This window comes from Deinococcus sp. KSM4-11 (assembly GCF_004801415.1).
Taxonomy (GTDB): Bacteria; Deinococcota; Deinococci; order Deinococcales; family Deinococcaceae; genus Deinococcus.
This window is the reverse complement of the sequence record NZ_SSNX01000005.1, coordinates 67,782-92,814: the sequence shown is the minus strand read 5'-3', so window position 1 is coordinate 92,814 and position 25,033 is coordinate 67,782. Positions and strand designations below refer to the sequence as shown.

Annotated in this window: 28 protein-coding genes; 18 read left to right on the top strand and 10 right to left on the bottom strand. The window is 69.8% G+C overall.

Going from position 1 to position 25,033, the window contains the following annotated elements; all coding sequences use genetic code 11:
• Positions 1-196 precede the first annotated feature (196 nt).
• The 10 genes from E7T09_RS14555 to E7T09_RS14510 all read left to right on the top strand — a co-directional run bounded on the left by E7T09_RS14555 (position 197) and on the right by E7T09_RS14510 (position 9,171).
• Positions 197-475: a cold-shock protein gene (locus E7T09_RS14555; RefSeq protein WP_136389932.1), complete on the top strand. Its 279-nt coding sequence runs from the start codon at positions 197-199 to the stop codon at positions 473-475.
• Between the two features lie 171 nt (positions 476-646).
• Entirely contained in the window at positions 647-1,819 is a 1,173-nt protein-coding gene (locus E7T09_RS14550) for a DUF898 domain-containing protein (protein WP_240741807.1), read from the top strand.
• A complete protein-coding gene (locus E7T09_RS14545) occupies positions 1,819-2,904 on the top strand; it encodes a M48 family metallopeptidase (RefSeq protein WP_136389931.1) in 1,086 nt (361 codons plus the stop codon). Before E7T09_RS14550 ends, E7T09_RS14545 begins: the two co-directional genes overlap by 1 nt.
• A 133-nt stretch (positions 2,905-3,037) precedes the next feature.
• Positions 3,038-3,628: an NADPH-dependent FMN reductase gene (locus tag E7T09_RS14540; RefSeq protein WP_136389930.1), complete on the top strand. Its 591-nt coding sequence runs from the start codon at positions 3,038-3,040 to the stop codon at positions 3,626-3,628.
• Entirely contained in the window at positions 3,616-4,368 is a 753-nt protein-coding gene (locus tag E7T09_RS14535; RefSeq protein WP_136389929.1) for an RluA family pseudouridine synthase, read from the top strand. The genes E7T09_RS14540 and E7T09_RS14535 overlap by 13 nt, the downstream gene beginning before the upstream one ends.
• Before the next feature lie 118 nt (positions 4,369-4,486).
• Positions 4,487-4,717: a ferrous iron transport protein A gene (locus tag E7T09_RS14530; RefSeq protein ID WP_136389928.1), complete on the top strand. Its 231-nt coding sequence runs from the start codon at positions 4,487-4,489 to the stop codon at positions 4,715-4,717.
• Positions 4,714-6,945, top strand: a complete 2,232-nt coding sequence (feoB, locus tag E7T09_RS14525) for a ferrous iron transport protein B (RefSeq protein WP_136389927.1) — start codon at positions 4,714-4,716, stop codon at positions 6,943-6,945. Before E7T09_RS14530 ends, feoB begins: the two co-directional genes overlap by 4 nt.
• A gap of 13 nt (positions 6,946-6,958) precedes the next feature.
• Positions 6,959-7,264, top strand: coding sequence for a MarR family transcriptional regulator (locus E7T09_RS14520; RefSeq protein ID WP_240741806.1), 306 nt, complete (start codon positions 6,959-6,961; stop codon positions 7,262-7,264).
• Between the two features lie 37 nt (positions 7,265-7,301).
• On the top strand, positions 7,302-8,573 hold the full coding sequence (locus tag E7T09_RS14515) for an MFS transporter (protein ID WP_136389926.1): 1,272 nt from the start codon (positions 7,302-7,304) through the stop codon (positions 8,571-8,573).
• Between the two features lie 103 nt (positions 8,574-8,676).
• A complete protein-coding gene (locus tag E7T09_RS14510; RefSeq protein WP_136389925.1) occupies positions 8,677-9,171 on the top strand; it encodes a pyridoxamine 5'-phosphate oxidase family protein in 495 nt (164 codons plus the stop codon).
• Positions 9,172-9,231: 60 nt separating this feature from the next.
• Here the strand turns inward: E7T09_RS14510 and E7T09_RS14505 are convergent, their stop codons facing one another.
• Positions 9,232-9,702: an OmpH family outer membrane protein gene (locus E7T09_RS14505; protein ID WP_136389924.1), complete on the bottom strand. Its 471-nt coding sequence runs from the start codon at positions 9,700-9,702 to the stop codon at positions 9,232-9,234.
• Between the two features lie 46 nt (positions 9,703-9,748).
• On the bottom strand, positions 9,749-10,240 hold the full coding sequence (locus tag E7T09_RS14500; protein WP_136389923.1) for an OmpH family outer membrane protein: 492 nt from the start codon (positions 10,238-10,240) through the stop codon (positions 9,749-9,751).
• Between the two features lie 88 nt (positions 10,241-10,328).
• Here E7T09_RS14500 and E7T09_RS14495 point away from each other — a divergent pair, with 88 nt between their 5' ends.
• Positions 10,329-10,952 (top strand): CBS and ACT domain-containing protein, encoded by a 624-nt coding sequence (locus E7T09_RS14495; protein WP_136389922.1) that lies wholly within the window; start codon positions 10,329-10,331, stop codon positions 10,950-10,952.
• Positions 10,953-10,997: 45 nt separating this feature from the next.
• Here the strand turns inward: E7T09_RS14495 and E7T09_RS14490 are convergent, their stop codons facing one another.
• Genes E7T09_RS14490 through E7T09_RS14475 form a run of 4 tightly spaced genes read right to left on the bottom strand, consistent with a single transcriptional unit; the run spans position 10,998 to position 14,169 of the window.
• The gene (locus E7T09_RS14490; protein WP_136389921.1) at positions 10,998-11,627 is read right to left on the bottom strand and encodes a CoA transferase subunit B; all 630 of its coding nucleotides are present in this window, start codon (positions 11,625-11,627) and stop codon (positions 10,998-11,000) included.
• Positions 11,627-12,322, bottom strand: a complete 696-nt coding sequence (locus E7T09_RS14485; protein WP_136389920.1) for a CoA transferase subunit A — start codon at positions 12,320-12,322, stop codon at positions 11,627-11,629. Before E7T09_RS14485 ends, E7T09_RS14490 begins: the two co-directional genes overlap by 1 nt.
• Before the next feature lie 22 nt (positions 12,323-12,344).
• A complete protein-coding gene (locus E7T09_RS14480) occupies positions 12,345-13,085 on the bottom strand; it encodes an alpha/beta fold hydrolase (RefSeq protein ID WP_136389919.1) in 741 nt (246 codons plus the stop codon).
• Entirely contained in the window at positions 13,078-14,169 is a 1,092-nt protein-coding gene (locus E7T09_RS14475; RefSeq protein WP_136389918.1) for an alpha/beta fold hydrolase, read from the bottom strand. The genes E7T09_RS14480 and E7T09_RS14475 overlap by 8 nt, the downstream gene beginning before the upstream one ends.
• Positions 14,170-14,274: 105 nt before the next feature.
• On the opposite strand from E7T09_RS14475, the gene E7T09_RS14470 reads away from it, so the two are divergent.
• The 6 genes from E7T09_RS14470 (at position 14,275) to E7T09_RS14445 (ending at position 20,004) form a co-directional block, all read left to right on the top strand.
• Complete coding sequence (locus E7T09_RS14470) at positions 14,275-15,435, top strand: ABC transporter substrate-binding protein (protein WP_136389917.1); 1,161 nt, start codon at positions 14,275-14,277, stop codon at positions 15,433-15,435.
• A gap of 114 nt (positions 15,436-15,549) precedes the next feature.
• Positions 15,550-16,659 (top strand): alpha/beta fold hydrolase, encoded by a 1,110-nt coding sequence (locus E7T09_RS14465; protein ID WP_136389916.1) that lies wholly within the window; start codon positions 15,550-15,552, stop codon positions 16,657-16,659.
• Positions 16,660-17,520: a branched-chain amino acid ABC transporter permease gene (locus E7T09_RS14460; RefSeq protein WP_136389915.1), complete on the top strand. Its 861-nt coding sequence runs from the start codon at positions 16,660-16,662 to the stop codon at positions 17,518-17,520.
• Positions 17,517-18,494, top strand: a complete 978-nt coding sequence (locus E7T09_RS14455; protein ID WP_240741805.1) for a branched-chain amino acid ABC transporter permease — start codon at positions 17,517-17,519, stop codon at positions 18,492-18,494. Before E7T09_RS14460 ends, E7T09_RS14455 begins: the two co-directional genes overlap by 4 nt.
• Complete coding sequence (locus E7T09_RS14450) at positions 18,491-19,237, top strand: ABC transporter ATP-binding protein (RefSeq protein ID WP_205747022.1); 747 nt, start codon at positions 18,491-18,493, stop codon at positions 19,235-19,237. Before E7T09_RS14455 ends, E7T09_RS14450 begins: the two co-directional genes overlap by 4 nt.
• 23 nt (positions 19,238-19,260) lie before the next feature.
• Complete coding sequence (locus E7T09_RS14445) at positions 19,261-20,004, top strand: ABC transporter ATP-binding protein (RefSeq protein WP_136389914.1); 744 nt, start codon at positions 19,261-19,263, stop codon at positions 20,002-20,004.
• 82 nt (positions 20,005-20,086) lie between these two features.
• Here the strand turns inward: E7T09_RS14445 and E7T09_RS14440 are convergent, their stop codons facing one another.
• Positions 20,087-20,875 carry an alpha/beta fold hydrolase gene (locus E7T09_RS14440; RefSeq protein WP_136389913.1) on the bottom strand — a complete coding sequence of 263 codons (789 nt, stop codon included), beginning with the start codon at positions 20,873-20,875 and terminating at the stop codon, positions 20,087-20,089.
• 61 nt (positions 20,876-20,936) lie between these two features.
• On the opposite strand from E7T09_RS14440, the gene E7T09_RS14435 reads away from it, so the two are divergent.
• Positions 20,937-21,359, top strand: a complete 423-nt coding sequence (locus tag E7T09_RS14435; protein WP_136389912.1) for a MarR family winged helix-turn-helix transcriptional regulator — start codon at positions 20,937-20,939, stop codon at positions 21,357-21,359.
• A gap of 87 nt (positions 21,360-21,446) precedes the next feature.
• Here the strand turns inward: E7T09_RS14435 and E7T09_RS14430 are convergent, their stop codons facing one another.
• From E7T09_RS14430 to E7T09_RS14420, 3 genes are read right to left on the bottom strand one after another with little or no spacing between them, the layout of a single operon-like run.
• Positions 21,447-22,664, bottom strand: a complete 1,218-nt coding sequence (locus tag E7T09_RS14430; RefSeq protein ID WP_136389911.1) for a polysaccharide deacetylase family protein — start codon at positions 22,662-22,664, stop codon at positions 21,447-21,449.
• Positions 22,665-22,677: 13 nt separating this feature from the next.
• Positions 22,678-23,745, bottom strand: a complete 1,068-nt coding sequence (locus tag E7T09_RS14425) for a hypothetical protein (RefSeq protein ID WP_136389910.1) — start codon at positions 23,743-23,745, stop codon at positions 22,678-22,680.
• 47 nt (positions 23,746-23,792) lie between these two features.
• Positions 23,793-24,950, bottom strand: a complete 1,158-nt coding sequence (locus E7T09_RS14420; RefSeq protein ID WP_168734857.1) for a DUF5009 domain-containing protein — start codon at positions 24,948-24,950, stop codon at positions 23,793-23,795.
• Positions 24,951-25,033 lie beyond the last annotated feature (83 nt).

Sequence of the window (25,033 nt, the reverse complement as noted above, 5' to 3'; positions counted from 1 at the left end):
CCGGGGCCAGAAAAACAGCTCGACCGCGACTGGCAGGGGCTTCTGCGTTTCGTTCCCAGCGGAGCGGCGGGCGAGGAAGGTGGTAGGAACCGGTCGGTCATGCGATAATGCCAGGGTCTCAAGTCACGCGCCATCTCGTGGTTTCGGCCCAGAGGGCGGATAACCGGGCAGCGGTCTTGGAGATGCAAGGAGAGTTATGGCTCAAGGTCGAGTGAAGTGGTTTAACGTCGAGAAGGGCTACGGGTTCATCGAACACCCCGGCAACCCTGACGTTTTCGTGCACTACAGCGCCATCCAGAGCGGCGGCTTCCGCAAGCTCAACGAGGGCGATGAGGTCGAGTTCGAGGTGGAGGCCGGCCAGGGCAACAAAGGCCCGCAGGCCAAGAACGTGGTCGTCACGAACGCCGCGCCCGCCCCGATGGGTGGCAGCAGCAGCATGGGTGGCGGCAACCGGGGCGGCGGCAGCCGCTGGTAAGTCCCACTTGACCCGACAGGACGCCTGTCCCGGTCACTGAACACTGAATTCTTGCGGGCGGGGGCAACTGGCCACCCGCCCTTGTCATGTGTCGGGCGGAGGGAAAACCGCGCACTGGGGGGGTCGGTCAGGTGCGCTGCGCGGCGGCCCGCGCGTCCGTACGATGGACACATGACCGACCTGCCCGCCCCACTCGACCCTGCGGATGACCAGACCGGCGCTCCGTACGGACGCCACGCGGGTCAGCCGCTCCTTCCGGCCGTCACCGACAGCCCGGCGCCCACGCCCATGACGGTCACGGAGTACCCGGTTTCCTTCACGGGGCGGGCCGACGAGTACTTCCGGATCTGGATCGTGAACGTGGCCCTCACGATCGTCACGCTGGGCATCTACCTGCCGTGGGCCCGCGTCCGCACGCGCCAGTACTTCTACGGGCACGCCTGGGTGGATGGGCAGAATTTCGAGTACCGCGCGAATCCCGTGGCCCTGCTGCGCGGGTACGTGATCGTGGGGGGCCTGTTCCTGGGTTACTCGCTGGCCACGCAGTTCCAGAAGTACTGGATCGCGGTGCCGCTGCTGCTGATCTACGTGGGCCTGTACCCCTGGCTGGTGCGGCAGTCGCTGCGTTTCCAGGCTGCCAACACCGTGCACCGGGGCCTGCGTTTCGGCTTCATGGGCAGCCTGCGAGACTCGTACGTGGCGTATGGCGCGGCCAACATCCTGGGCTCGATCGGGGGGATCTTCGCGCTGCCGTGGGCGTGGTTCATGCAGCGGCGCTACCAGCTGAACCACCTGGAGTACGGCACGGCACGCGGGAAATTCCGGGGCGACGTGGCCCCTTTCTACGTGATCGCCCTGACGGCTGTGGGCGTCGGGGTGGGCCTGGGGATCGTGCTCCTGATTCCCCTGGCGGCCGTGCTGTTCGGCTCCATGAACTGGAACCCGGACACGTTCGGTGACGGCGACCCGACCACCCTGATTGTCCTCTTTGCGGTGGCGTACGTGGCGTTCATCCTGCTGTACACGGTGCTGTGGCAGTACGCGCGGGCCGCGATCATGGCCTACGTCCTAAACCACGGGGAACTGGGGGGAGTGATCCGCACGCGCGCGACGTTCAGACCGTGGACGCTGGTGTGGATCGGCGTGACGAACACCCTGGCCACCGTCTTCACGCTGGGGCTCGCCACGCCCTGGGCCGCGATCCGCCGGACGAAGTACGTCCTGGAGGGCATTCAGGTGCGGGCCATCGCCCCGCTGGACGATTTCGCGGCGGGGGCGTCACAGCAGCCCTCCGCGCTGGGCGAGGCGGCCACGGAACTCCTCGACATCCAGGTGGGCTTCTGATGACCCTTCCTGGCGGCCCGGTGGCGGGCGTCTACTTCGATGGCCGCAGCAGCCGAGACCATCCCGCCACCGTGACCCTGACGGAGCAGGGCGTAACCCTGAACGTGCCGGAGCTGGGTTCGCCCCGGATGTGGCCGCTGGCCGAGGTGACGGTCGATCCGGCCGTTCCGGGCGTCCGGCGCGTGGTGAAGTTCCGGGACGGGGGACGTTACGAGACCGCCGATGACGCAGCCATCAGTGCGTGGGAGCGGCAAGTGGGGCTGAACCGCGCACTGACCGGCGTGCGCTGGCTGGAATCCCGCTGGGCCGCCGCGCTGGGAGCACTGGTGCTGGCGGTGGCGGCCGTGGCGGCCTTCGTGGTGTTCGGCCTGCCGGTGCTGGCCCGGCAGGCGGCCGCCGTCACGCCCCGCAGCGTCCTGGCGACCTTCGACCGCGAGACCTTGAAAGTCCTGAACACGGGCGAGTATGTGGGGCCGACGAAGCTCAGCGCCGCGCGGCAGGCCCAGTTGCAGGCGGAATTCCGCGACGTGGCCGCGTGGGCCGGTGGCGGCTACCCGTACACGCTGCTGCTGCGCGACGGCGAGCCAGCGGGCACGGACAGCGGCGGGATCGGTGCCAATGCCTTCGCCCTGCCCGGCGGCACGGTCGTGATGACCGACCAGATCGTGGCGCTCGCCAGCAACGACCGTGAACTGATGGGCGTCCTGGCGCACGAGACCGGACACGTCACGCACCGGCACGGACTGGCGGGCGTGTACCAGGGCCTGGGGCTCACGCTGGTCTCCACCGTCATCACGGGCGATCTGGTGTCCGCGACCACCTTCGCCGCCGCCGTGCCTGCCGCCCTGCTGCGCGGCGGCTACTCGCGGGCCGACGAAACGCAGGCCGACGAGGTGGCCGGCCGCTTCATGCTGGAGCGCTACCACACCACGCGGCCCCTTCAGGACATCCTGGCGCGGCTGGAGAAGGAACTGGGTGACGGGAAGGACAGCCGGGCCAGCGTGTTCGACCTGCTCCGGTCACATCCGGGCACGCCGCAGCGCATCGAGCACCTCCGGGCCATCGAGCGGGCCGCGCTGCCCTGAGCAGAACGGTCTGACCGGGGCGCTACCCTGCGGGCGTGAGGACGAACCGCCCCGCTTCCATGCCATCGCCGCGATCCGTTCTGTTCGGCCCCGGACGACGCCCGGCCCTGTCTGCGTCTCCAGCGGGTGACCGGTGAAGTTCGCGGTCATCGCCACCAGCCTCGACCCGGACAGCCGCAGCGCGTGGATGTGTGCCCTGGCGACCCGGCAGCTCGAAACGCAGGGGCACGAGGTCACGCACCTCGACCTGAGAACCACGGTTCTGCCGCCCTTCGACAACGCGCAGGGGCCGAGTGGCTGTTACGACCACCCGAACGCGGGCCTGTACCACCGCGCGATCCTGGAGGCCGACGGCGTGCTGCTGGGCGTGCCCGTGTACAACTGGGGCGTCGGTTCCGGCGCGAAGGCACTGGTGGAACTGACCGGCAGCAGCGACGCCCTGCGCGGCCTGCACGGCGCGTGGTTCGACCAGCCCGTGACCTTCCTGGTCTCCGGCGGGCTGGATCACGGATACCTCAGCCACGGAGCCTTCGCCTTCGGGATGATGGTGGACTTCCGGTGCGTGGTCAACCCACATTACGTGTACGCCACGTCGGCCCACTGGGACGCGCCCCAGGTACCCGGCCCCTGGCTGGCCGAGCGACTGGAACGCACCGTGAACCGCGCCACCGATCTCTCGGAACGCCTGAAAGGCCGCGCCTACCGGAGCGTATGGGAGATCTGACGCTCACCCCTTCCCTGCCGTCCAGGGAAATCCCGCGCGTGGTTATCGAACACCCGGATTTCTACGTCGTTCACAAGCCCGCCCTGTGGCTCACACACCGCGTCCACGCGCGCTTCGAGGTGCCGGACGTGGTCACGTTCATGCAGCAGGACACCGGCGAGGAGGGGCTCTCGCCCCCGCACCGGCTGGACCGCGAGACCAGCGGTGCGCAGGTGCTGAGCCGCGACCCGGACGCCGCACGGACGTTCTACACGCTGTTCAAGCAGCATCTGGTCGGCAAGACGTACCTCGCCATCGTGCACGGCACGCCCGACTGGGAACGCCTCACCGTGGACGCCCCGCTGGGCGAACTGGGCCTGGGCGGCGCGAACCGCGTGGTCATCCGGCAGGCCGTGATTCCAGACGGGCGACCCGCCATCACGGACTTCCGCGTGGTGGATCGCCGCGCCGGGCACGCGCTGATCGAGGCCTACCCCCGCAGCGGACGGCTGCACCAGATCCGCGCACACCTCTCGCACCTGGGGTTGCCCATGGTCGGCGACAAGATTTACGGACGCGACCCCACCGTATTCCTGGAGTTCATGCAGACCGGACAGACGCCGGAGCTGACCGCGCGGCTGGGTTTGAGCCGTCAGGCCCTGCACGCCGCCCGCCTCGCCTTCCCCTGGGACGGCGCGCAGGTCGTGGCCGAGGTGCCCCTGAGCTCGGATTTGCAGGCGTACTGGGACGGGCTGATTTGAGTACTGGGAATGGCACGCTGGCTCGAAGCTCAGTGAGACACTGTCGCTGACTCATCTGGGTCTGTCCCTTGCCAAATTCTCTAACCCGACTATTCTTATCGGGTATAGGGAGATCGGCATGGATGAACGCACACTGGATCAACTGCGGCCCGGCGAGACCGCGCACGTCGTGGCCCTCGACCCGAAGCACCCGTTGCGGCGGCGGCTGCTGGAACTGGGCTTCGTGCGGGGTGCGCCCGTGACCATCGTGCGCCGCGCTCCCATGGGCGATCCGCTGGAACTGCGCGTGAACGGCACGGACCTGGCCCTGCGGGCGGCGGATCTGCGCGGCATCCGGGTACGCGGATGAGTCTGCCGACCGCTCCTGCGCCGAGCCTACCGCTGATTCCGGATGAGGCGGCCTGCGTGGCCACGCTGGAACGCCTGAAGTCCGCGCACGAGCCGCGCGTGGTGGTGGTCGGCAACCCGAACGTGGGCAAGACCACGCTGATCAACGCGGTGGCCGGCACGCGCCTGAAGGTGGGGAACTGGGGCGGCGTGACCATCGAGAAGCGCGAGGCCCACCTGACGCACTCGGGGCGCAGCGTGTATCTGCTCGACCTGCCCGGGGCGTATTCGCTGAGCCCGCACACGCCCGAGGAACTCGTGGCGCGCACGGCGCTGCTGGACGAGGCGCCGGACGCCGTGCTGAACGTTCTGGATGCCGGGAACCTGGAGCGCAACCTGTACCTGACCTTGCAGCTCATGGACTTCCAAGTGCCGGTGGCGGTGGCGCTGAATCTGGTGGACGAGGCCCGGGACAAGGGCCTGACGGTGGACGCGCGGGCCCTGTCGCGGGCGCTTGGCGTCCCGGTCGTGGAGACCGTGGCGAGCAAGAGCACCGGCACGGCGGATGTGCTCGGCAAGGTGCTGGGCGAGGCCACCCTGGGCATCGGCGTGCGCTACCCGAAACCGATCGAGGAGGCCGTGGCCGACCTGACGGGCCGCATGAAGCACCTCCCGACCCTGCCGCCGCACGCGCACCGGTACCTGGCGCTGGCGCTGCTGGAGGGCGATCCCTCGGTGCGGGGGCGGCTGGCGGCGACCGGGCACCAACCGCTGCTGGCCGCGGCCGACACGCACCTGCTGACGCTGGACGCAGGGGGCCTGGACGCCCTGATCGACATCGCGGAGGCGCGCTACGCGCGGGCCGGGGATTTGGCGCGGCTGGCGGTGCCCAAGGCGCAGTCGCGGCGGACGCTGTCCGAGCGGATCGACACGGTGGCGCTGCACCCGTGGCTGGGCATTCCGATCTTCCTGGCGCTGGTGCTGCTGGTCTTCCGGCTGACCTTCAGCGTCGCCAGTCCGTTCGTGGATCTGATCGGCGGGCCGCTCCAGGACACGCTGAGCGGCTGGGCATCGGCGCTGCTCGCATGGTTCCCGCTGGGCCGCGATCTGGTGGTCGGCGCGATCATTCCCGGGGTGGGCACGGTGCTGAGCTTCCTGCCGACGCTGCTGGTGCTGTACCTCGCCATGAGTTTCCTGGAAGACAGCGGCTACATGGCGCGCGCCGCCTTCCTGATGGATCGGGGCATGCGCTCGGTGGGGCTGGACGGGCGGGCGTTCATTCCGCTGGTGCTGGGCTTCGGCTGCAACGTGCCCGCCGTGTACGCGACGCGCACGCTGGAACGCCAGTCCGACCGGATTCTGGTGGGCATGATCCTGCCGTTCATGAGCTGCTCGGCGCGGCTGCCGGTGTACGTGATCTTCGCGGCGGCGCTGTTCCCGAACCAGGGCAGCACGCTGGTGTGGGCGCTGTACGTGCTGGGCATGCTGGTCGCCTTCGCCTTCGCGCTGGTGCTGCGCCGCACGTCCCTGCCCGCCGAGGGTGGCGGCGTGCTGCTGGAACTCCCACCGTACCGCTTCCCAGCGTGGAAGGTGCTGTGGAAGCACGCGGCCCGCCGCACGGCCAGCTTCGCGAAGCGCGCCCGGACGACCGTCATGTCCACCGTGGCCGTGGTGTGGGTGCTGCTGGCGATTCCCATGGTGAGCGGACAGAAGTTCGCGACGGTGCCGCCACAGGACAGCCTGTTCGGCACCGTCAGCCGCGCCGTCTCGCCCATCTTCGCGCCGCTGGGCTTCGGGAACTGGCAGGCGACGGGCGCCCTGGTGCCGGGATTCATTGCCAAGGAGGTCGTAGTGGGCACGCTGGGGCAGATCTACCTGGGGGAGCAGGCCGCCGCGCCCGCCCCGCTCGGTGTGCTGGAGGGGGCCGCGAAGGCCGCCCAGGCCACCTGGGTCGCCGTGAAGGCCAGCGTGGCCGCCCTGCCCACCGTGATCGCACTGCCGCACCTGGGCGCGGATGCCGGTGCGGAGGCGAAATCCCCGCTGGCCGCCGCACTGGCCCGGGCGTACACGCCCGCCGCCGGGCTGGCGTATCTGGTATTCGTGCTCCTGTACACGCCGTGTATCGCCACGGTGGGCGCGCTGGCGCAAGAATACGGCCGCCGCATCGCCTGGATCACCGTGGCGTACCAGCTGGCGACCGCGTGGGTGGCGGCGTTCGTCGTGTACCAGATCGCCTCCAGGCTGCTGTGATGGTGGGGCCCCTGTGACGGGTTCCGCCGTGCCCTCTCCCCTGGCCCGCATCCTCAGTGCCGTGTCGACCGCGCCGCGCACGCCGGCCGAACTGGCGCGTGACCTGGGCAGCAGCGAGGACGCGCTGAGCGGCATGCTCGTGACCCTGCATGCGGGCGGGTACGTGCAGGAGGCCGTGCCGGAGCAGGGGGCCTGCGCGTGCGGGCCGTGCGCGCTGAAAAGCCTGTGCCGCAACGCAGATTCGCCGGCCCCGGCCCTGTCGCTGCTGCGCCTCACGCCGCGTGGCGCGGCGTACCTGGCGCGGCTGACGGCCCGCTGACGGGCGGCATGACACCCGCCCCCTATACTCGCTCCACATGACGACTTCTGCTCCTCTGGAACGGGCGGCCGTGAGTCCGTGGGCGCTCTCGGCGTTCTGGTTCGGCACGGCCTTCCACTGGCTGGTGATCCTGCTGTCGCTGGTGCCCGCGAACGTCCTGCACTTCGTGGGCGAGGCGCACAAGGGCACCTACGTCGGCCTGCTCACCCTGATCGGCGCGGCCATGGCGCTGGTCATTCCACCGCTGGTGGGCGCGCAGAGCGACCGCCTGGGCCGGCGCCTGCCGTACCTGCGCCTGGGCGTGGGCGTGAACCTTGTGGGGCTGGTCGTGATGGCCCTGGCCGTGGCGGGCCTGTCGGGCATGGGCGGCTTCTGGGTGTACGTCCTGGGCTTCCTGCTGGTGCAGTTCGGGAACAATTACGCCACCGCGCCGTACTCCGCGCTGATTCCGCAGCTCGTGCCGGTCTCCCAGCGGGGCCGGTATTCGGGCGCCATGGGCATGCTCCAGGCCGCCGGGCAACTCCTGGGGGCGGTCGGTGCGCTGGTCGTGAGCCTGCTGAAGCTGCCGGACGCGGCGCTGTTCGCGCTGGTCGGCGTGATGCTCCTGATCCCGGCCCTGGTCACCATGCGGGGCGTGGGCTCGGCTGACCGGGCCGCGCCCGTCACCACCTCCGGCAACGTCTCCCGGCCCTCCTGGACGACGCTGTTCGCCTACAAGCCCTTCCTGTGGGTGTTCGTCACGCGGGCGCTGTTCGCGCTCGGGCAGTATTCGGTGCAGCCCTTTTTGCAGTTCTACAACCGCGACGTCCTCAAACAGGGCAACCCGGTGCAGTCGAACCTGTACATGCTCGCAGCCATCATCGTGGCGAGCATCGTCTCGGCTCTGATCGGCGGGCGGATCAGCGACCGGGTGGGCCGCAAACCGGTGATCTACGTGGCGGGCACCACCATGGCCGTCACGGCGCTGCTGTTCCTGGTCGCGCCCAGTTTCCTCGTGGCGGTGGGACTGGCCGTGGTGTTCGGACTGGGGTACGGGGCCTTCACGTCCGTGGACTGGGCTCTGGGGAGCGACGCCATGCCCAGCAGCGCCAGTTACGCGCGCGACATGGGCATCTGGCATGTGGCCTTCGTCGCGCCGCAGTTCATCGGGGGGCCGCAGGGCGCACTGCTCGACTGGGGAAACGCGCAAAGTCCCAACTTGGGGTACACGCTGGTGTTCGCCGTGGCGGCGGTGTTCTTCGCGCTGGGCGTGATTCTGGTGCGGAACGTGCCGGATCGCGTGCAGACCCCGCTGGCCCAGCCGGCCTGAAGCCCTCCCTCGTCTGGAGGTGTCCCTCACGGAATCTTGACGGGAAGTTCAGACGGTGCGGCTCCTTGCACACCGCCCGCGTGGAGCGTGGCAAGGTCGGAGCATGAGTGAACTGACCCACCAGGACGCGGTGAAGAAGATCGCCGGAATCATCAAGGACGTGAAGTTCGCGATGCTGACCACGACGACCTCCGAAGGGCATCTGCACTCCCGCCCGATGACCACCCAGCAGACCGAGTTCGACGGCGACGTGTGGTTCATCGGTGGGAAGGACACCGAGAGTGTGGCCGACATGCGCGCGCGGCCCCAGGTGAATCTGGCCTACGCCAAGCCCGGCGACGGCGAGTACGTCAGCCTGACCGGCACGGCCGAACTGGTCGAAGACCGCGCGAAACTCGACGAGCTGTGGAGTGATTTCTACAAGGCGTACTTCGAGGGCGGCAAGGAAGATCCGAACATCCAGCTGATCAAGATCCACGCGGGCGGTGCCGAGTTCTGGGAGAGCGACGGCAAGGTTCGCACCCTGTTCCAGCTCGCCCGGGGCGCGATCACCGGCCAGCAGGCGCACATGGGCACGAACGATACCGTCAAGCTCTGAACCCTGCACCAAGAAGGCCGCCCGGCAGCGAACGCTGTGGGCGGCCCGTTCTCACTGGATCTACTTGAGCAGTTTCTGCGCGGCGGCGGTCAGGCTGATGCCCTTGTCGGCGTACAGCACGAGGTGCGTCTGCGCGGCGACCTTCTCGTCCATCACGACGCTGAAGCCGTTCGCCTGCGCGGCCTTGGCCACGGCGGCGTTCAGCTTGCTGCTCAGGGGCGCGAAGGCCGCCTGGATCTTCTTGGTGTAGTCGGTCTGCAGGGTGTTGTACGCCTGCTGGGCCTTGGTCACGGCCTGCCGGTCAGCGGCCGCGCCGGTGGTGCTCGCCTTGGCCACCAGCGTCTGCAGGGCGGTGCGCTTGGCTTTCAGGTCGGTGTCGGCCTGGGTCATCACTTTCAGGTACGCGGCGCTGTTCGGCATGGCCTTAATCAGCGTGTCCACGTTCACGAAGGCCACACGCGCTTTGCTCTGCTGGGCGTGGGGCACGGTGGCCAGCAGGGCCAGCGGCAGCAGCATCAGAATTCGGTTCACAGGGAGTCCCCTTTCACTACGCGGACAGTCCGGAGGGTGGGGAGAATCAGGGCTTCAGGGCCTTCACGGCCGCGTCGGTCAGTTCGGTGGCGGGATCGGCGTAGACGACCAGTCCGCTCTTGGCGGCCACGCCCTTGTCCATCACGATGGAGTAGCCGTTGGCCTTGGCGACCGAGCTGACGGCCGTGTCCACGGCAGCCTCGACGGCCGTGATCTTGGGATTGATCTGCTTGTCGTAGGCGTCGGCCTTGGCCTTGATGGTGGCCACCAGGGTCTCGCGCTGCTGCTTCTCGGCGGCGGTGGCGCTGGCGCCCTTGGCATCGATGGCCTTGACCTGCTTGTCGAGGTCGCCGAGTTCGGCGTCGGCCTTGGCCTGCACGGCCTTGATGTCCTTGTCGTTGGGGTGCGCGGCGAGCAGCTTGGACACGTCGACGAAGCCGACTTTCTGCGGTGCGGTCTGGGCGTGCGGGGCGAGGGTACCCAGGCCGAACGCGGCCATGAGGGCAAGGGGGGCAAGTGCTTTGGCGGAAATCTTCATGAGACGAACGCTAGCATGCGCTTCTCTGAGCCGAATGAAGCGGCCCGTCACCTGCGGATCAGGCGGCTGCGTGGACTAGACTTTCCGCATGCTGGTTAAAGACTGGATGACCCAAGGGCCCGTGACCATCACCCCGGACACCCCCGTCATGGAGGCCCTGCACATCATCAAGGACCATCACTTCCGCCGCCTGCCGGTCATGGACGGCGGCCGCTTGATCGGCATCACGACCAGAAAAGACCTCAAGGACGCCATGCCGAGCAAGGCCACCACCCTGAGCGTGTGGGAGCTGAACTACCTGCTGAGCAAGCTGACGGTCTCGGAGGTGATGGCCCGACCGGTCGTGACTGCCGCCGAGAACGAGTATCTGGAGGACGCCGCGCTGCGCATGCAGGAGCACCGCGTGGGCGGCCTGCCGGTGCTGAATGACGCCGGGCAGCTGACTGGCATGATCACCACCCGCGACATCCTCCAGGCCTTCACCAGCATCCTGGGTATGCAGGGCGGCGGGCAGCGCCTGACGCTGGAGATGAACGACGTGCCGGGCAGCCTCGCGGCGGCCACCAACGCCATCCTGCCGAGCAACATCATCTCGGTCGCCACGTATCCGGGCGGGCCGGGGCGGCTGCGCTTCGTGATCCGCGTGAGCGGTGAGGGTCTGCACGACGTGCGCGACCGGGTGCATCAGGCCGGCATCAGCGTGCTGGACTGACCGAATGTGGTGGGGCCGGCGACAGACTGTCCCGCCACAGGTGGGTCAGCCGTGGATGGCCGCGCCGGTCTTCGACCGCAGGTCGTCGAGCGTGATGCCGGGGGCCAGTTCGACCACCGTCAGGCCCTGCGGCGTCACGTCCAGCACGCCCAGATCCGTGATGATCCGGTCGACGACGGCCTGGCCGGTCAGCGGCAGGGTGCACTCGCGCAGGATCTTGTGCACGTCCCCCTTGGCCACGTGTTCCATCAGCACGACCACGCGCTGCACGCCCGCCACGAGATCCATCGCGCCGCCCATGCCCTTGACCATCTTGCCGGGAATCATCCAGTTCGCCAGGTCGCCGCGTTCGCTGACCTGCATGGCGCCCAGAATGGCGAGGTTCACGTGCCCGCCGCGGATCATGCCGAAGGAGTCGGCGCTGGAGAAGATGCTCGCGCCGGGCAGGGCGGTGACCGTCTGCTTCCCGGCGTTGATCAGGTCGGCGTCCACCTCGTCCTCGGTGGGAAAGGGACCGATGCCCAGCAGGCCGTTCTCGGACTGGAGCCAGACCTCCATGCCGGGTGGGATGTGGTTGGCGACCAGGGTAGGCAGTCCGATGCCGAGGTTCACGTAGTAGCCGTCGCGGAGTTCCCGCGCGGCGCGGGCGGCCATCTCGTCTCGCGTCCAGGGCATCAGGGCCTCACCGTCCTCTGCTCGATGCGTTTTTCCGGCGTGGCGTTCAGCACCACGCGCTGCACGAAGATGCCCGGCGTGTCCACATCGTCCGGGTCGAAGGTGCCGGTCTCGACGATCTCCTCGACCTCCGCGACCGTGACGCGGCCACTGGTGGCCACCATCGGGTTGAAGTTCCGCGCCGTCCGGCGGTAGATCAGGTTTCCCGCCCGGTCGGCCTTCCACGCCTTGACCAGGCCCAAGTCGGCCACGATGCCGTGTTCGAGGATGTACGTCTGGCCGCCGAAGTCCTTGTGCTCCTTGCCCTCGGCGACCAGGGTGCCCACACCGGTCTTGGTGTAGAAGCCGGGAATGCCCGCCCCGCCGGCACGCAGGCGCTCGGCCAGGGTGCCCTGCGGCGTGAACTCCAGTTCGAGTTCGCCGGCGAGGTACTGCCGCTCGAACTCCTTGTTCTCCCCGACGTAACTGCTGACCATCTTCCGGATCTGCCGCGTCTCCAGCAGCAGGCCCAGGCCGAAGCCGTCCACGCCCGCGTTGTTGCTCACGGCGGTCAGGTTCCGCACGCCGCTGTCGCGCAGCGCACCGATCAGCGCCTCGGGGATCCCGCACAGGCCGAAGCCACCGACCGCGATGGTCTGGCCGTCCCGCACGAGGTCATGGAGCGCCTCGGCGGCGCTCGGGTACACCTTGTTCATTCGTCCTCCATTCGCCCGCTCATCATGCAGTTTCCAGGCGTCCCGTCACAGGCAAGGCGTTCAGGAACACCGTGACGTGCTCGCGGAACCCGGCCGGGTTCTCCTGCGGAAAGCCGTGCCCGACGCCATCCAGGATGAAGGGCCGGCTACCCAGGACGTCGGCCGTGGCGCGCACCATGTCGGGCGTGACCAGCGTGTCGAGCGCGCCGCCCATGACCAGGGTGGGCACCCCGCGCAGGGCGACCGGATCGATCCGCCACGCGGCGAGCGCGCGGGCATTCCCGGAATAGTGACCCTCATGCATCCGCCCCGCGTCCTCAACGTACTGCGCGAAATTGCCAGGACGGCCCGACGGGAACAGCGCGCTCAGGCTGGCCTCCCGCACCGGCCGGTGGGTGCGCAGGAGGTCGAGCACCGGGTAGTTCTCCTCGGGCGTGACCAGCCCGGACGGCGGGGCGCTCGCCGCTAGGATCAGGCCTGCGACGGTCTCCGGGGCCTGCGCGGCGAGTTCCAGTGCGACCGCGCCGCCCAGCGAATGTCCCAGCAGCACCGGGCGGCCCACGCCGCGCCCGGTCAGCCACGCAGACAGCCACGCCGCGAAGGCGGGAATGGACACCAGCCCGGCAGGGTGGTGGGTGCCGCCGAAACCCGGCAGCGTGGGCACGAGCACCCGCCAGCCGCTCGGCGAATCGGCCAGCAGCTCGCTCCACCACACCGCCGAGGCGAAATTGCCGTGCACGGCCACTAGCACCCGTTCAGTCATGTGCCTCCCCGGCGGCCACACCCGCTGGCGCGGTGAGGGGTTCCGGCGTGTCCAGCAGCGCGCGGAGCGCCGGGGCGAAGGCGTGGGTGTCCATGATGCAGCCCAGGTGGCCGTTCGGAGAGGGGAATTCCAGGTGCGTGTGGGCCACGCCCGCCACCGCACTGGCCTGCGCGAAGGCACGCATCTCGGCCGCCGGAAAGAACTGATCCACCGTGACGTTCGCGGTGAGCAGGGTCAGTCCGGTGTCGCGCCAGCGGCGGTACAGCCCGTCCGGCGGGCCGACCTGCGCGAGGTCGTGCGTGAGCACCGCCCGGCCGATGTCGAGGACATGCGGCAGGCTGGCCACGCCCGAGCGCGAGCGCAGGTACGCGCCGAAGTCCGTGGCCGTGAAGGTGCGCTGCAGGCCGTCCGCGCCGAAACCGAACAGCGAGATCAGGCGCAGGGCCGCCTCCAGGCCGCCGCTGCTGGCCACGTCGCGCAGCAGCGGCGCGAAGGCGTCTTTCAGAGACGGCCCCGCCGCCGGGGACGCCGCGATGGCCGCCACGCGCGGCGCCAGTTCCGGCGTCCGGGCCGCCCACTGAAGGGCCTGCATGCCGCCGAAGCTGGGGCCGACCACCGCGTGCCAGCGGGCCACGCCGAGCGAGCGCATCAGGTCGAGTTGCAGGGCGTGCAGGTCGCCCATTTCCCACGCAGGAAACCGCTCGCCCCACGGCTGCCCGTCGGGGTGCGGCGTGGCGGGGCCGGTCGTGACCACGGCCGGATCGAGCGCCTGCACGTTCGACAGGCTGTTGGCGCACACCACGAAGTAGCGCTCCGTGTCCACCGCCTTGCCGGGGCCGATCACGTCGTCCCACCAGCCGGGCGTGCCGTCGGCCTGCAGGCCGGCCGCGCGCATGGTGCCGGTGTAGTAGTGGCACACCAGCACAGCGTTGTCGTGCGCGGCATTCAGCACGCCCCAGGTCTGCGCGCCCAGCCGCACCGGTACCGGTTGGCCCGCCAGCGTCGCGGCCACGTCCAGCACCAGCGTGCCCGGCGGCCCGGCGCCGGCCTCCACCGCTCTGCCCCCCTGCGCGTTGTCTTGCATCGGGGTTCAGCGTAGGCAGGGAGCGTTACGGGCCGGTCACAGGACGGGGCCGGTCGGCGGGTGTAACGCGGCCGTGATGGAGACGCCCTACACTCCGGGGCGAACATGAACAGAATCCTTCTGACGGGCGTCCTGCTCGCCGTGTCCAGCGCGGCCGCAGTGAAAGTCGGTATCCTCATTCCCCTCAGCGGCCCGAGTTCGGTGTCCGGCCAGGCCGCGCAGAACGGCTACAACCTGGCGCTGGACGAGATCAACAAGGCCGGCGGAGTACTGGGCAAACCGCTGGAGCTGGACATTGCGGACGATGGGAGCGCGCCTGCCAAGGCCGTGCCGGAGTTCGTGAAGCTCGTGACGGTGGACAAGGTGGACTTCATGGCGGGCGGCGTGAGCAGCGGCGTCACCGTGGCGCTGTCCGGCCCGGCCAAGCAGTACAACACCTTCATGGCGTGGATCGGCGCGGCCGCCACGCCCGTCGAGGACGCGTTCGCGGGCTACCCGTACTTCTTCCACTACCACCCGTGGTCCTACTACAACTTCGAGGCGATCCTGGGGTACTTCAAGTACCTCAAGACCTACAAGAAGGCGAAGAACATCGCCATCGCCTACGAGGACGGTCCCTTCGGCAGCGCCGGCATCGACGCGACCGTGGACGCCTTCAAGAAGGCGGGCTTCAACGTGGTCATGACCGAGAAGTTCAAGACCGGCAGCGGGAATTTCGGGCCGCTGGTCAGCAAGGCCAAGGCCGCGAACCCCGACATCCTGTACTGGGTCGGCTACGACACCGACGCCCTGCCGCTGGCCACCGAGGTCAAGCAGCAGAACCTGAAATTGGGCCTGATGTACGGCACGCCGCCCTCATGGCCGGTGGGCTTCGAGAAAAACCCGCTGTCGGACAACGTGGCGGGCCTGAGCCTGTGGTTGCCCACCAGCCCCACCCAGGAAAGCCGGGCCTTCGTGGCGGCGTACAAGAAGAAGTACGGCACCGTCACCGAGGAGTATTTCGCGCCGCTGGCGTACGTGAACCTCAAATCCCTGGCCGCCGCCATCAACGCGGCCGGCAGCACCGACAAGGACAAGGTCGCGGCGGAACTCGCCAAGACGAACATGCCCACGCCCTTCGGGCCGCTGACCTTCACGCCCAGCCTGAAGACCAAATACCAGGGCTTCAAGGCCGGCAACTGGCTGCACTTCCAGTTCCAGGGCGACGGGCGCGTGCCGGTCTTCCCGATCAAGTTCGCGCAGAAACCCATGGTGTACGGCAAGTAGGAGCAGGGGCGCGTCGTCAGGGGGCCGCGCAGCATCACGCGCGGCCCTCGTGCCAGCAGGACTCGGTGCCAGCAGAACACACGGTGCCAGCAAATACAGTGCCGGGAGGACACCATGACGGGAAACGTGATCTCAAGAGGGCTGGAAACGTCCCGCGTGCGGACGCAGGTGCTGGAACGCCCGGCCGTGGGCGACGTGCGGCGGCGGGTGCTGCTGGTGCATGGCAACGTGTCCAGCAGCGCCTTTTTCCACGACCTGCTGACGGCCCTGCCGGACGACGTGCACGCGGTCGCGCCGGATCTGCGCGGCTACGGCGGCACCGAACCGAGGCCGGTGGACGCCACGCGCGGCCTGCGCGACTGGTCGGACGACCTGCTCGCGCTGCTGGACGCGCTGGGGTGGGAATCGGCGCACCTGCTGGGCTGGAGCCTGGGCGGCGGCGTGGTCATGCAGCTCGCCATCGACGCGCCGGCGCGGGTGCAGTCGCTGACGCTCGCGGCGGGCATTTCCCCCTACGGCTTCGGCGGCACGCACGGCCCGGAGGGCACGCCGAACGCCCCAGACTACGCGGGCAGCGGGGGCGGCACCGTCAATGCCGCCTTTGTCGCGGCCGTGGCGGACGGCGACCGCTCGGACGCACCCGGCAGTCCGCGCGACGTGCTGCGGAAGTTCTACATGAATCCGGCCGCGTTCACGCCCACCCCGGATCAGGAAACTGCGTGGCTGGACGCCATGCTGAGCACCCGCACCGGGGACGACCACTACCCCGGTGACTCGACCTCCAGCGGGTCGTGGCCGAATGTCGCGCCGGGCACGCGCGGCGTGGCCAACGCCTTCTCGCCGAAGTACCAGAACCTCACGGGCTTCGCGCAGCTCTCTCCCCCGCCGCCAGTGCTGTGGGTGCGCGGCGACGCCGACCCCATCGTGAGCGATACGAGCCTGTTCGACCTCGCGCAGCTCGGCGCGCTGGGCGCCGTGCCCGGCTGGCCCGGCGCGGACACCTGCCCGCCACAGCCCATGCTGGCCCAGCTGCGCGCCGTGCTGGACGCCGCGCAGGATGGCGGCGGATCGTACCGTGAGGTGGTGCTGCCCGGCGTGGGCCACTCGCCCTTCCTAGAAGCGCCGGAGGCCTTCCTGGCCGCCTTCACCGCGCACCTGGACGCGGCGTCCGTCCCCGACACCCCGACGTCCCTCGACTCCTCCCCCACCACGGAACCCAACTGAATGGATCTCTTTCTCCAGACCCTCATCAACGGCCTGCTGCAAAGCGGCATCTACGCTCTGGTCGCCTCCGGGCTCGCGCTGGCAGTAGGCGTGGTCGGCATCGTGAACTTCGCGCACGGCGAGTACCTGATGATCGGCGCGTTTCTCGCGTGGGCCGGCAGCGCCCTGCTGGGCCTCGACCCGCTGCTGACCCTGCCGGTCGTGGCGGTCGCGGTGTTCGGCGTGGGCGCCCTGACGTACCGGGTGAGCATCCGACACGTGCTGCTCGCGCCGGAACTCAACCAGATGCTGCTGACCTTCGGCCTGGGCATCCTGCTGCAGAACCTCGCGCTGATGGTCATGGGCGGCAACACCCGCACCGTCAGCGTGCCGTACCAGGCGAGCAGCCTCCAGCTGGGGCCGCTGAGTATTGGCGGGCCGAAAGCGATCGCGTTCGGGCTGGCGGCGGCGCTGCTGGGCGCGCTGTACTTCGTGCTGTACCGCACCACCCTCGGGAAGCAGATGCGGGCGGTGGCGCAGAACCGCCGCGGCGCGCAGCTGATCGGCATCGACGTCGACCGCGTGTACCTGATCGCCTTCGCGGCGTCGTGCGGCCTGGCGGCCATCGCGGGCGTGCTCGTCAGCGTGCTGCTGTTCGCCTCACCGACGGTGGGGCTGGTGTTCGCGCTGAAGGCCTTCGCGATCATCGTGATGGCGGGCCTGGGCAACCTGACCGGGGTGCTGTGGGCCTCGGTGATCCTGGGCGTGTCCGAGGCGCTGGTGCAGACCTACGTGCCGGGCGGTGGCGGCTGGAGTGACGCGGTGTTCTTCCTGATGATCTTCGCCACACTGGTGCTCCGCTCCTACCGGGGAGCGAGGTGAGCGCCGCAGTGCCCGGCCGCGCGGCCCGCCTGCAGCCGGACGTCACGCTGCCCAAGCTGCTGCCGCTGCTGGTCTTCTTCGTGCTGGCGCTGGCCTTTCCGTTCCTGCCCTTCGGCGACCGGCGCGAATTCCTGCTCCAGATCGGGTACTTCACGCTGGTCGCGGGCATTCTGGCGCTGTCGTGGGATCTTCTGGCGCGCTCCGGACAGGTGAGCCTGGCGCACGCAGCGTTCTATGGACTGGGCGCATACGGGTACGCCCTGCTGCTGAGGGCGGGGCTGCCGTGGCCCGCCGCGCTGCCCCTGGCGGCCCTCGCGTCCGGCGGGATCAGCCTGATCCTGGGCGCGGTCACCATGCGCCTGAACGGCATGTATTTCGCCATTGCCACGCTGGCCTTCACGGAGGTCGTCCGCACGGTCATCCAGAACCTGCCGGAGGGCGTGGCGGGCGGCGCGAACGGCCTGCTGGTGCCGGCGCTGCTGGGCGGAAACTCGCGCGGGCAGTACCTGCTGGCCCTGGTGCTGCTGGGCGTCACCGTGGCGGTGAGCCTGGCCGTGCGCCTCACGCGGCTGCACCACGCATTCGCCGCCATCCGGCAGGGCGAGGAGACGGCCCGCGTGCTGGGGGTGAGCGTCGTGCGCTACAAGCTGCTGGCCTTCTTCCTGTCGAGCAGTCTGGCGGCGGTGGGCGGCGTGCTGTACGCCGGGAAGACCTTCTTCATCAACCCGCTGGAGACGTTCAGCCTCGCCAATTCCATCGCGCCGCTGACCACCTCGATCTTCGGCGGACTGTACACCACGCTCGGGCCGATCCTGGGGGCGACGCTGCTGCGGATCGCGGAAGAGCTCCTGCACGGGGCCGTGAAGAACGGCTATCTGGTCGTGTATGGCTTGGTGCTGATGCTGAGCATCCTGTGGCTGCCACGCGGCATCGTGGGCCTGTGGCGGCGCGGGCGCAGCGGAGGCGACCTGTGACGGCCGGACAGGACGTGCTGCGCGCCGAGGGCCTGGGCAAACGCTTCGGCGGCCTCCAGGCGGTGCAGGACGTGTCGTTCACCCAGCGGCGGGGGGAGGTGCTGGCCATCATCGGGCCGAACGGCGCGGGCAAGACGACCCTGCTGAACCTGCTTTCCGGCGTGTACCGTCCCAGCGCGGGCCGCCTGCACCTGCTCGGGCAGGACGTCACGGACTCGCCCATCGAGCACCGCTGTCACCTGGGCCTGGGGCGCGCGTTTCAGATCGTGCGGCCCTTTCCGGACATGACCGTGCACGAGAACGTCACGGTGGGCGCGCTGTTCGGCACGCCCGGCACGCGGCTGGCAGACGCCCGCGGGCAGGCCTGGAGCCTGCTGGAACTCACCGGTCTCGCTCCGCACGCCGAGAAGGCCGCCCACGAACTGACCCTGTTGCAGGACAAGCGGCTGGAAGTCGCCCGCGCCCTGGCCACGCGCCCCCAGGTGCTGCTGCTTGACGAGGTGATGGCCGGGCTGCGGCCCGCCGAGTCGCAGGAGGCGGTTCAGCTCATCCGCAGCGTCCGCGACAGCGGCGTGAGCGTGCTGTTCATCGAGCACATCATGCCCGTGGTGCGGGACTTGGCCGACCGCGTGGTCGTGATGGATCAGGGCCGCGTGATCGCGCAGGGCACGTACCGCGAGGTCACGGCCGATCCGCAGGTCGTCAGCGCCTATCTGGGCACGGAAGCGGAGTTGCACGCATGATCCCGGAACAGAGAAACGAGCCGATGACCGCAGCACCGACCAGCACCCTTGCGGGCCAGGAACTCCTGATCGAACATCTGGCCGCCGGGTACGGCAAGGTGCAGGTGTTGTGGGACGTGACCGTGCGCGTCGGGCCGGGCGAGTTCGTGGCGATGATCGGTGCGAACGGGGCCGGGAAGACGACCACGCTGCGGGCGGTGAGCGGCGTGGTGAAACCGACGGCCGGGCGGATCACGCTGGGCGGCGTGGACGTGACGCGCGCGGCGCCGTCACAGGTGGTGCGCCTGGGCCTCGGGCACGTGCCCGAGGGCCGCGAGCTGTTCGCCCACATGACCGTGCGCGAGAACCTGGACCTCGGGGCGGCCATGCGCCCGGAAGCTCGGGACGCGCAGGGAACCACGCTGGAGCGGGTATACGCGCTGTTCCCCCGCCTCCAGGAGCGCGCCGGGCAACTGGCGGGCACGCTGTCGGGCGGCGAGCAGCAGATGGTCGCGGTGGGCCGCGCCCTGATGGGCCTGCCGAGCGTGCTGGTGGTGGACGAGCCCAGCCTGGGCCTGTCGCCACTGATGACGCAGACGGTGTTCGGTGCCCTGAAGGCCGTGAACGACGACGGCGTGAGCGTGCTGCTGGTCGAACAGAACGTGGGCCTGAGCCTGCGGCTGGCGCACCGGGCCTACGTGCTGGAGAACGGTCAGGTCGTGAAGGAGGGCACCGGCGCAGCGCTGCTGGCCGACCCGGCCGTGCGCGAGGCCTACCTGGCGCTCTAGCCTGAACCCTCGACCTGGATTCGGGATGCGGAGCGCGTCGTGGACGGAGGTAGGGTGGACAGGACGCTGACGGTGGGGCCGATCAGGCCCGCTGGCCCGCCGCGAAGGCATCCACGAGGGCGAAGGTCGCCTCGGGCTGTTCGATCTGCGGCAGATGACCGGCCTCCGGGATGACGGTGAATTGGGCGCCCGGAATCGCCTGGGCCAGTGCCTGCCCATAGGCGGGTGTGAAGACGCCGTCGCTGGCGCCCCACAGCACCAGGGTGGGAAGGGCGATGCCGCTCAGGCGGGCACGCAGGGTGGGGGCGTGCATGTACGGATCGCCCGCGATGTGGTTCATGGTGGCCATGTTCGCCTGCTGCGTGGCGCGGGCGTGCTCCGTGACGGTGGCCGGATCGACCCGGAACTTCGCGGGGTCGTGGAACGAGTGGGCCGCCAGCTCAGCGGGCGAGAGGCCAAAGACGTTCAGGATGGGGGCAGTGGGCACGTCGATGCCCCCGGCGTCGATCAGGATCAGGCCGGAGACCCGCCCTTCGGTGTCCTGAAGAGCCAGCTCCGCGCCGATCCAGCCGCCGAGCGACGAGCCGATGACCAGCACGTCTCGCAGATCCTGCGCGTGGAGCAGGTCGAGGTAGGTGCGGGCATACGCGGCGGGGGTGCCAAGGCGTTCCGGGCGGGGCGTGCCGTTCCAGCCAGGGTGTGTGGGCGTCAGCGCGTGACTGGTCTGGGCGAGGTGCGCGGCGAGGCCTGCGACAGTGGCGGGGCCGCCCCCACCGTGCAGGACGAGCACCGGGCGGCCAGATCCCTGTGCAGTGACGGTCAGGGGCAGGTCGGGAGACAGCTGAATTGCGGTGGTCTGGGGTGCGGTCATACGCACACTTTATATCAATATATTTATATAAGCAAGTTGACAAACCTGGTAAGCTTGGGCCATGCCGACCGACGTTCCCCGCCTGGGCCGCGCCCTGAAACAGGTGCAGTACCGGCACCACCGCACGCTCGACACGCGACTCGCCAACATCGGCACCACGCTGGTTCAGTGGGATGCCCTGCGCGCCATCGATCGCACGCCCGGCGCCTCTGCCCACGCCCTGGCCCAGGACACCTTCCAGAGCGACCAGGCCTTCGGCACGCTCGTGCAGCGCCTCGCCGCGCAGGGCCTGATCGAACGCCGGGCCGGACGGGGCCGCCGCCTTGAACATCACCTCACGCCCGCCGGACTGCAGATGCTCAGGGCCGGTCAACCGCTCGTCGAGGACATCCTGAACGCTTCGCTGGCCCCGCTGGAGGAACCGGAACGCGCCACGCTGCTGACGCTGCTCGAAAAGCTCATCGGGGGCCAGCCGCCGGCGTAACACTCCTGCTCGCCCCATCCGGCGCCAGGGCCGGGGAACCCTCGACAAGCATCAGCACGCCCCACTGACCCCCTGCGCCCGGCGGGTTTACTTCGGCAGGCCGCCCACGGTGGTCAGGGCCACGGCGCGCTGCCGGGCGTAATGCAGGAAATTGCGCAGCACGTCCAGCATCTCGGGCGCGTTGTCATGCAGCAGCACGATCCCGCCCGCGTGCAGCTTGCTGCGGTAGCGGGCCTCCAGGGTCGAGTCGCCGGGGTTCTGGAAGTCGCCGGGATCGTCCGTCCAGAACACGGTGGTCAGACCCTGGCTGCGCGCGGCATTCAGCGTGCCGGATGTGTACTCCCCGCCGGGCGGCCGGAAGTAATGCACGGGCTTACCCGTGATGGACTTGAGCAGGTCGTCGGTCCAGCGCAGTTCATCCACGGCGTCCTCGGTGCTCAGCGGAGGTAGCCGAACGTGGTGGTAGGTGTGGTTCGCGACCTCGTGTCCCTGGGCGGCCATGTCGCGGACGAAGTACGGGTACGCCTGGGCGTTGCGGCCGATCACGAAGAAGGTCGCGTGCGCGCCGCTGCGCCGCAGCAGGTCGAGCAGCAGCGGCTCGAACAGGGGGTGTGGCGCGTCGTCGAAGGTCAGGGCGGCCACGCCCTCGGTGCCCCGCCGGCCCCGGTACAGCAGGCCACCCGCCTCGCCGCCCGTGATCTGGGCCGTGGTGACGCGCAGTTGCGTGCGGTTCTGCTGCGCCTGCCGGGTCGTCAGGGTCGGCGACACGGTGAGGGTCGGGCCGGTCTCGCGAACCCGGTCCGGATCGCGGTAGGCGGGCAGGGCGGCCGGGCCGGGATTCACCCACTGCCGCTCGTACGCGCCAGATCCGGCCGTCCACGCCTCGAAGTCCTTCAGGCGGGGGCGGGGCACGCTGGCGGTCAGCAGCGGCAGCGGCCCGCCGAAGCCCGCGTACGACGCGGCGTCGTAGGCACTGATGTCCACCTCGGCCAGATCGGAGCGCGTAGCGAACACACGGGTCGCGACCGTCGCCGCGAGCGCCCGCGCCTGGGCGTGCTGCTCCGGCGTGAGGGTGAGGATGACGTGCGCGACGGTGATGAACCCGTTGCCGAGCACGTTGATGGTATGGACGCCCGGGACGGCCGGGGTGACGGTCATGGTGGGCAGCGTGGGAGCCGGGCGGGTGCCGGGCGCGACAGGCTGCACCTGACCGGGCAGGGCGGGCGACTGGGCGGAAGCCGACGTGAGGGGCGACGCCAGCAGGGCCAGGGTCACGAGCAGGATGGATCGGATCACAGCCGTCATTCTCCAGGGAAAGTCACCGGTGGGCGAGCAGGGTCGCCAGCAGGGCGGGAAGGGGCCGGTGGCCGGTGCCGTTCGCCCAGCTCAGGTTGGCGGCCATCCCGGCGGGCATGTGGCCGGCGGCGCTGTACAGCGCGGCGGCCGACCGGTACTGGGTGCGGGCCTCGTCGTCCCGGCCCTCCTTGCGCAGCACCGTGCCCAGCACGCTGGCGGCCAGGGGATTGCCGGGTTCCTCTTTGAGCGACAGGCGCAGCAGGGCCTCGCTGGTCTTCAGGCCGTCCGGACTGGAGTGCCCACTGCCGGTGCCGAGCACGCCGCCCACCGTGCGCTCGGCGCGGTAGTAGTCGTACTGGCTCTTGACGTACGCGAGGCTCAGGAAGCCCAGTTTCGCGGCGGGCACGCTGCCCTTGCCGTCGGTGCGGACGTAGGCGGTCATGACGTCGCCGTCGAAGGTGGGAGTCACGAAGCGCCAGCCGCCGTCCACCCACGCCAGCAGGCCCTGGTGGGTGGCCGTGGGCGTGGGCTCGCTCGCGTCGATCTGCACGTCCCCGGTGCTCAGGCGCAGCACGCTGGTGACGTGGCCCAGGTTGCTCTCCTGTCCGCTGAGACTCTTCCAGACCATGACCAGCCCGGCGTCCAGTCCGGCCCGCTGGAGCAGCGCGGCGATGATGGTGCTCTGCAGCAGGCACTGGCGCTCGCCGTACTTCGGGATGCTGGCGAACTCGTAGCCGCGTTCCAGGCTGAAGCGGGGGATGCTGGCCTTCACGAAGGCGTGCGCCCACGTGGCCGTCTCCAGCGCCAGCTTGTCACGCTGGGCGCCGCTGGCCGCGTGGAGCTCGGCCCGGCGGGCCTCCAGCGCGGCGGTCAGCGTTTTGCCGTCTCCGAGGGGCTTGCCGGTGCGGGTGTAGGCCTCGTTCAGCCACGTGGTGAAGGTGCCGTCCAGGTTCGCGCGGCGGTACGAGTCGGCCGCGAGGCCCGCGAAGGCCGCGCCGCCCAGGTGGACGTCGGCGGGGGCAGGCGCGGCGGCGGCCAGGGTGGCCGGGGCGAGGGTCAGGGTGAGCAGCAGGGGCATCAGTCGTGGCATGGGAACCTCAGGACAGCTGAATGGGAGGCGGATCGGGGGTGTGGGAATCAGAGTTTCAGGATCAGGCCCCGGCGGGCCATCCATGCCAGGCCCAGCCACACGGCCAGCACGTACCCCAGGGTGTACGTCCAGCCGCCGGCGAGACCGCCCAGGTGCGCACGGGCCAGGGTCAGCAGGGCGGTGCCCATCGGCATGGCCTTCCCTGCCCAGCCGACCACCCAGTCCTGCAGGATCCAGACCTTGATCAGGATCGGGAGGACATAGCCGGCCAGCGCGTTGCGGCCGGGGATGGTGAGCGGGCCCAGCAGCGCCGCGCCGCCCGGCACGCGGCCCGAGTCGGCCAGCAGCCACGCGAGCAGCAGGCCCAGGGTGCCCAGACCGGCCGAGTACAGGATGTAGGGCGGCGTCCACAGGGTCTTGCTCAGGGGCAGGTGCCCGCTGGCCGCCCAGCCGAAGCCCACGGCGCTCAGGAGGACTCCCAGCCCGAGCAGTTTCAGACTGGCGCGCGGATCGCGCCGCTGGAGGGCCGTGGCCGCCGCCGCGCCCAGCAGCACCAGCGCCGTCGTGGGCACCACCGAGAGCAGGCCGCGCAGGCCGATGGGATTGAGCAGCGCGTCGTTCAGGGCCTGTACGGGATTGTGGGTCTCGTCAATTACGCCCACGCCCGCCGGATGGGTTCCCAGGCTCAGGAAGGCCGCGTACCCGACCAGCAGCGCGGCAGCGATCAGCAGCTGCCAGCGCACCCGCAGGTGCCCGAGCAGCGCGGCGGCCAGGGTCGCCAGGGCGATCAGTTGCAGGACGCCCAGACCCAGCGTGAAGGTGTGGGTGGTGACGCTGGTCTCGAAGGCGCCGAGCAGGTACAGCAGGACGGCGCGTTCCAGCAGGCGGCGAAGGCGGGCCGCGCCGGTCACGCCCGCACGGGTCATGGCCGCGAGCGAGAACGGCAGCGCGGCGCCCGCGCAGTACAGGAACCACGGAAACACCAGGTCGGTGAGGGTCAGGCCGCCAAACGGCGCGTGCATCAGCTGCGCAGGCGTCTGACCGCCCAGCGACACGTTGTTCACCAGCAGCATCAGCAGCACCGTCAGACCACGGAAGGCGTCCAGCGCGATCAGGCGGGGAGCGCGGGCAGCCGGGAGGGCCGGAGGGTCGGCAGGCAGGTCGGTCGGAGGGGCCACTGGGGCCGGAGCGGGGACGGCCGTCATGCCCATAGTGGAGCGCGGACCACTCAGATCCAGATGAAAGCCGCGCAGCCGTCCGGCAGTGTGGGCCACCGGATTGATAGCAT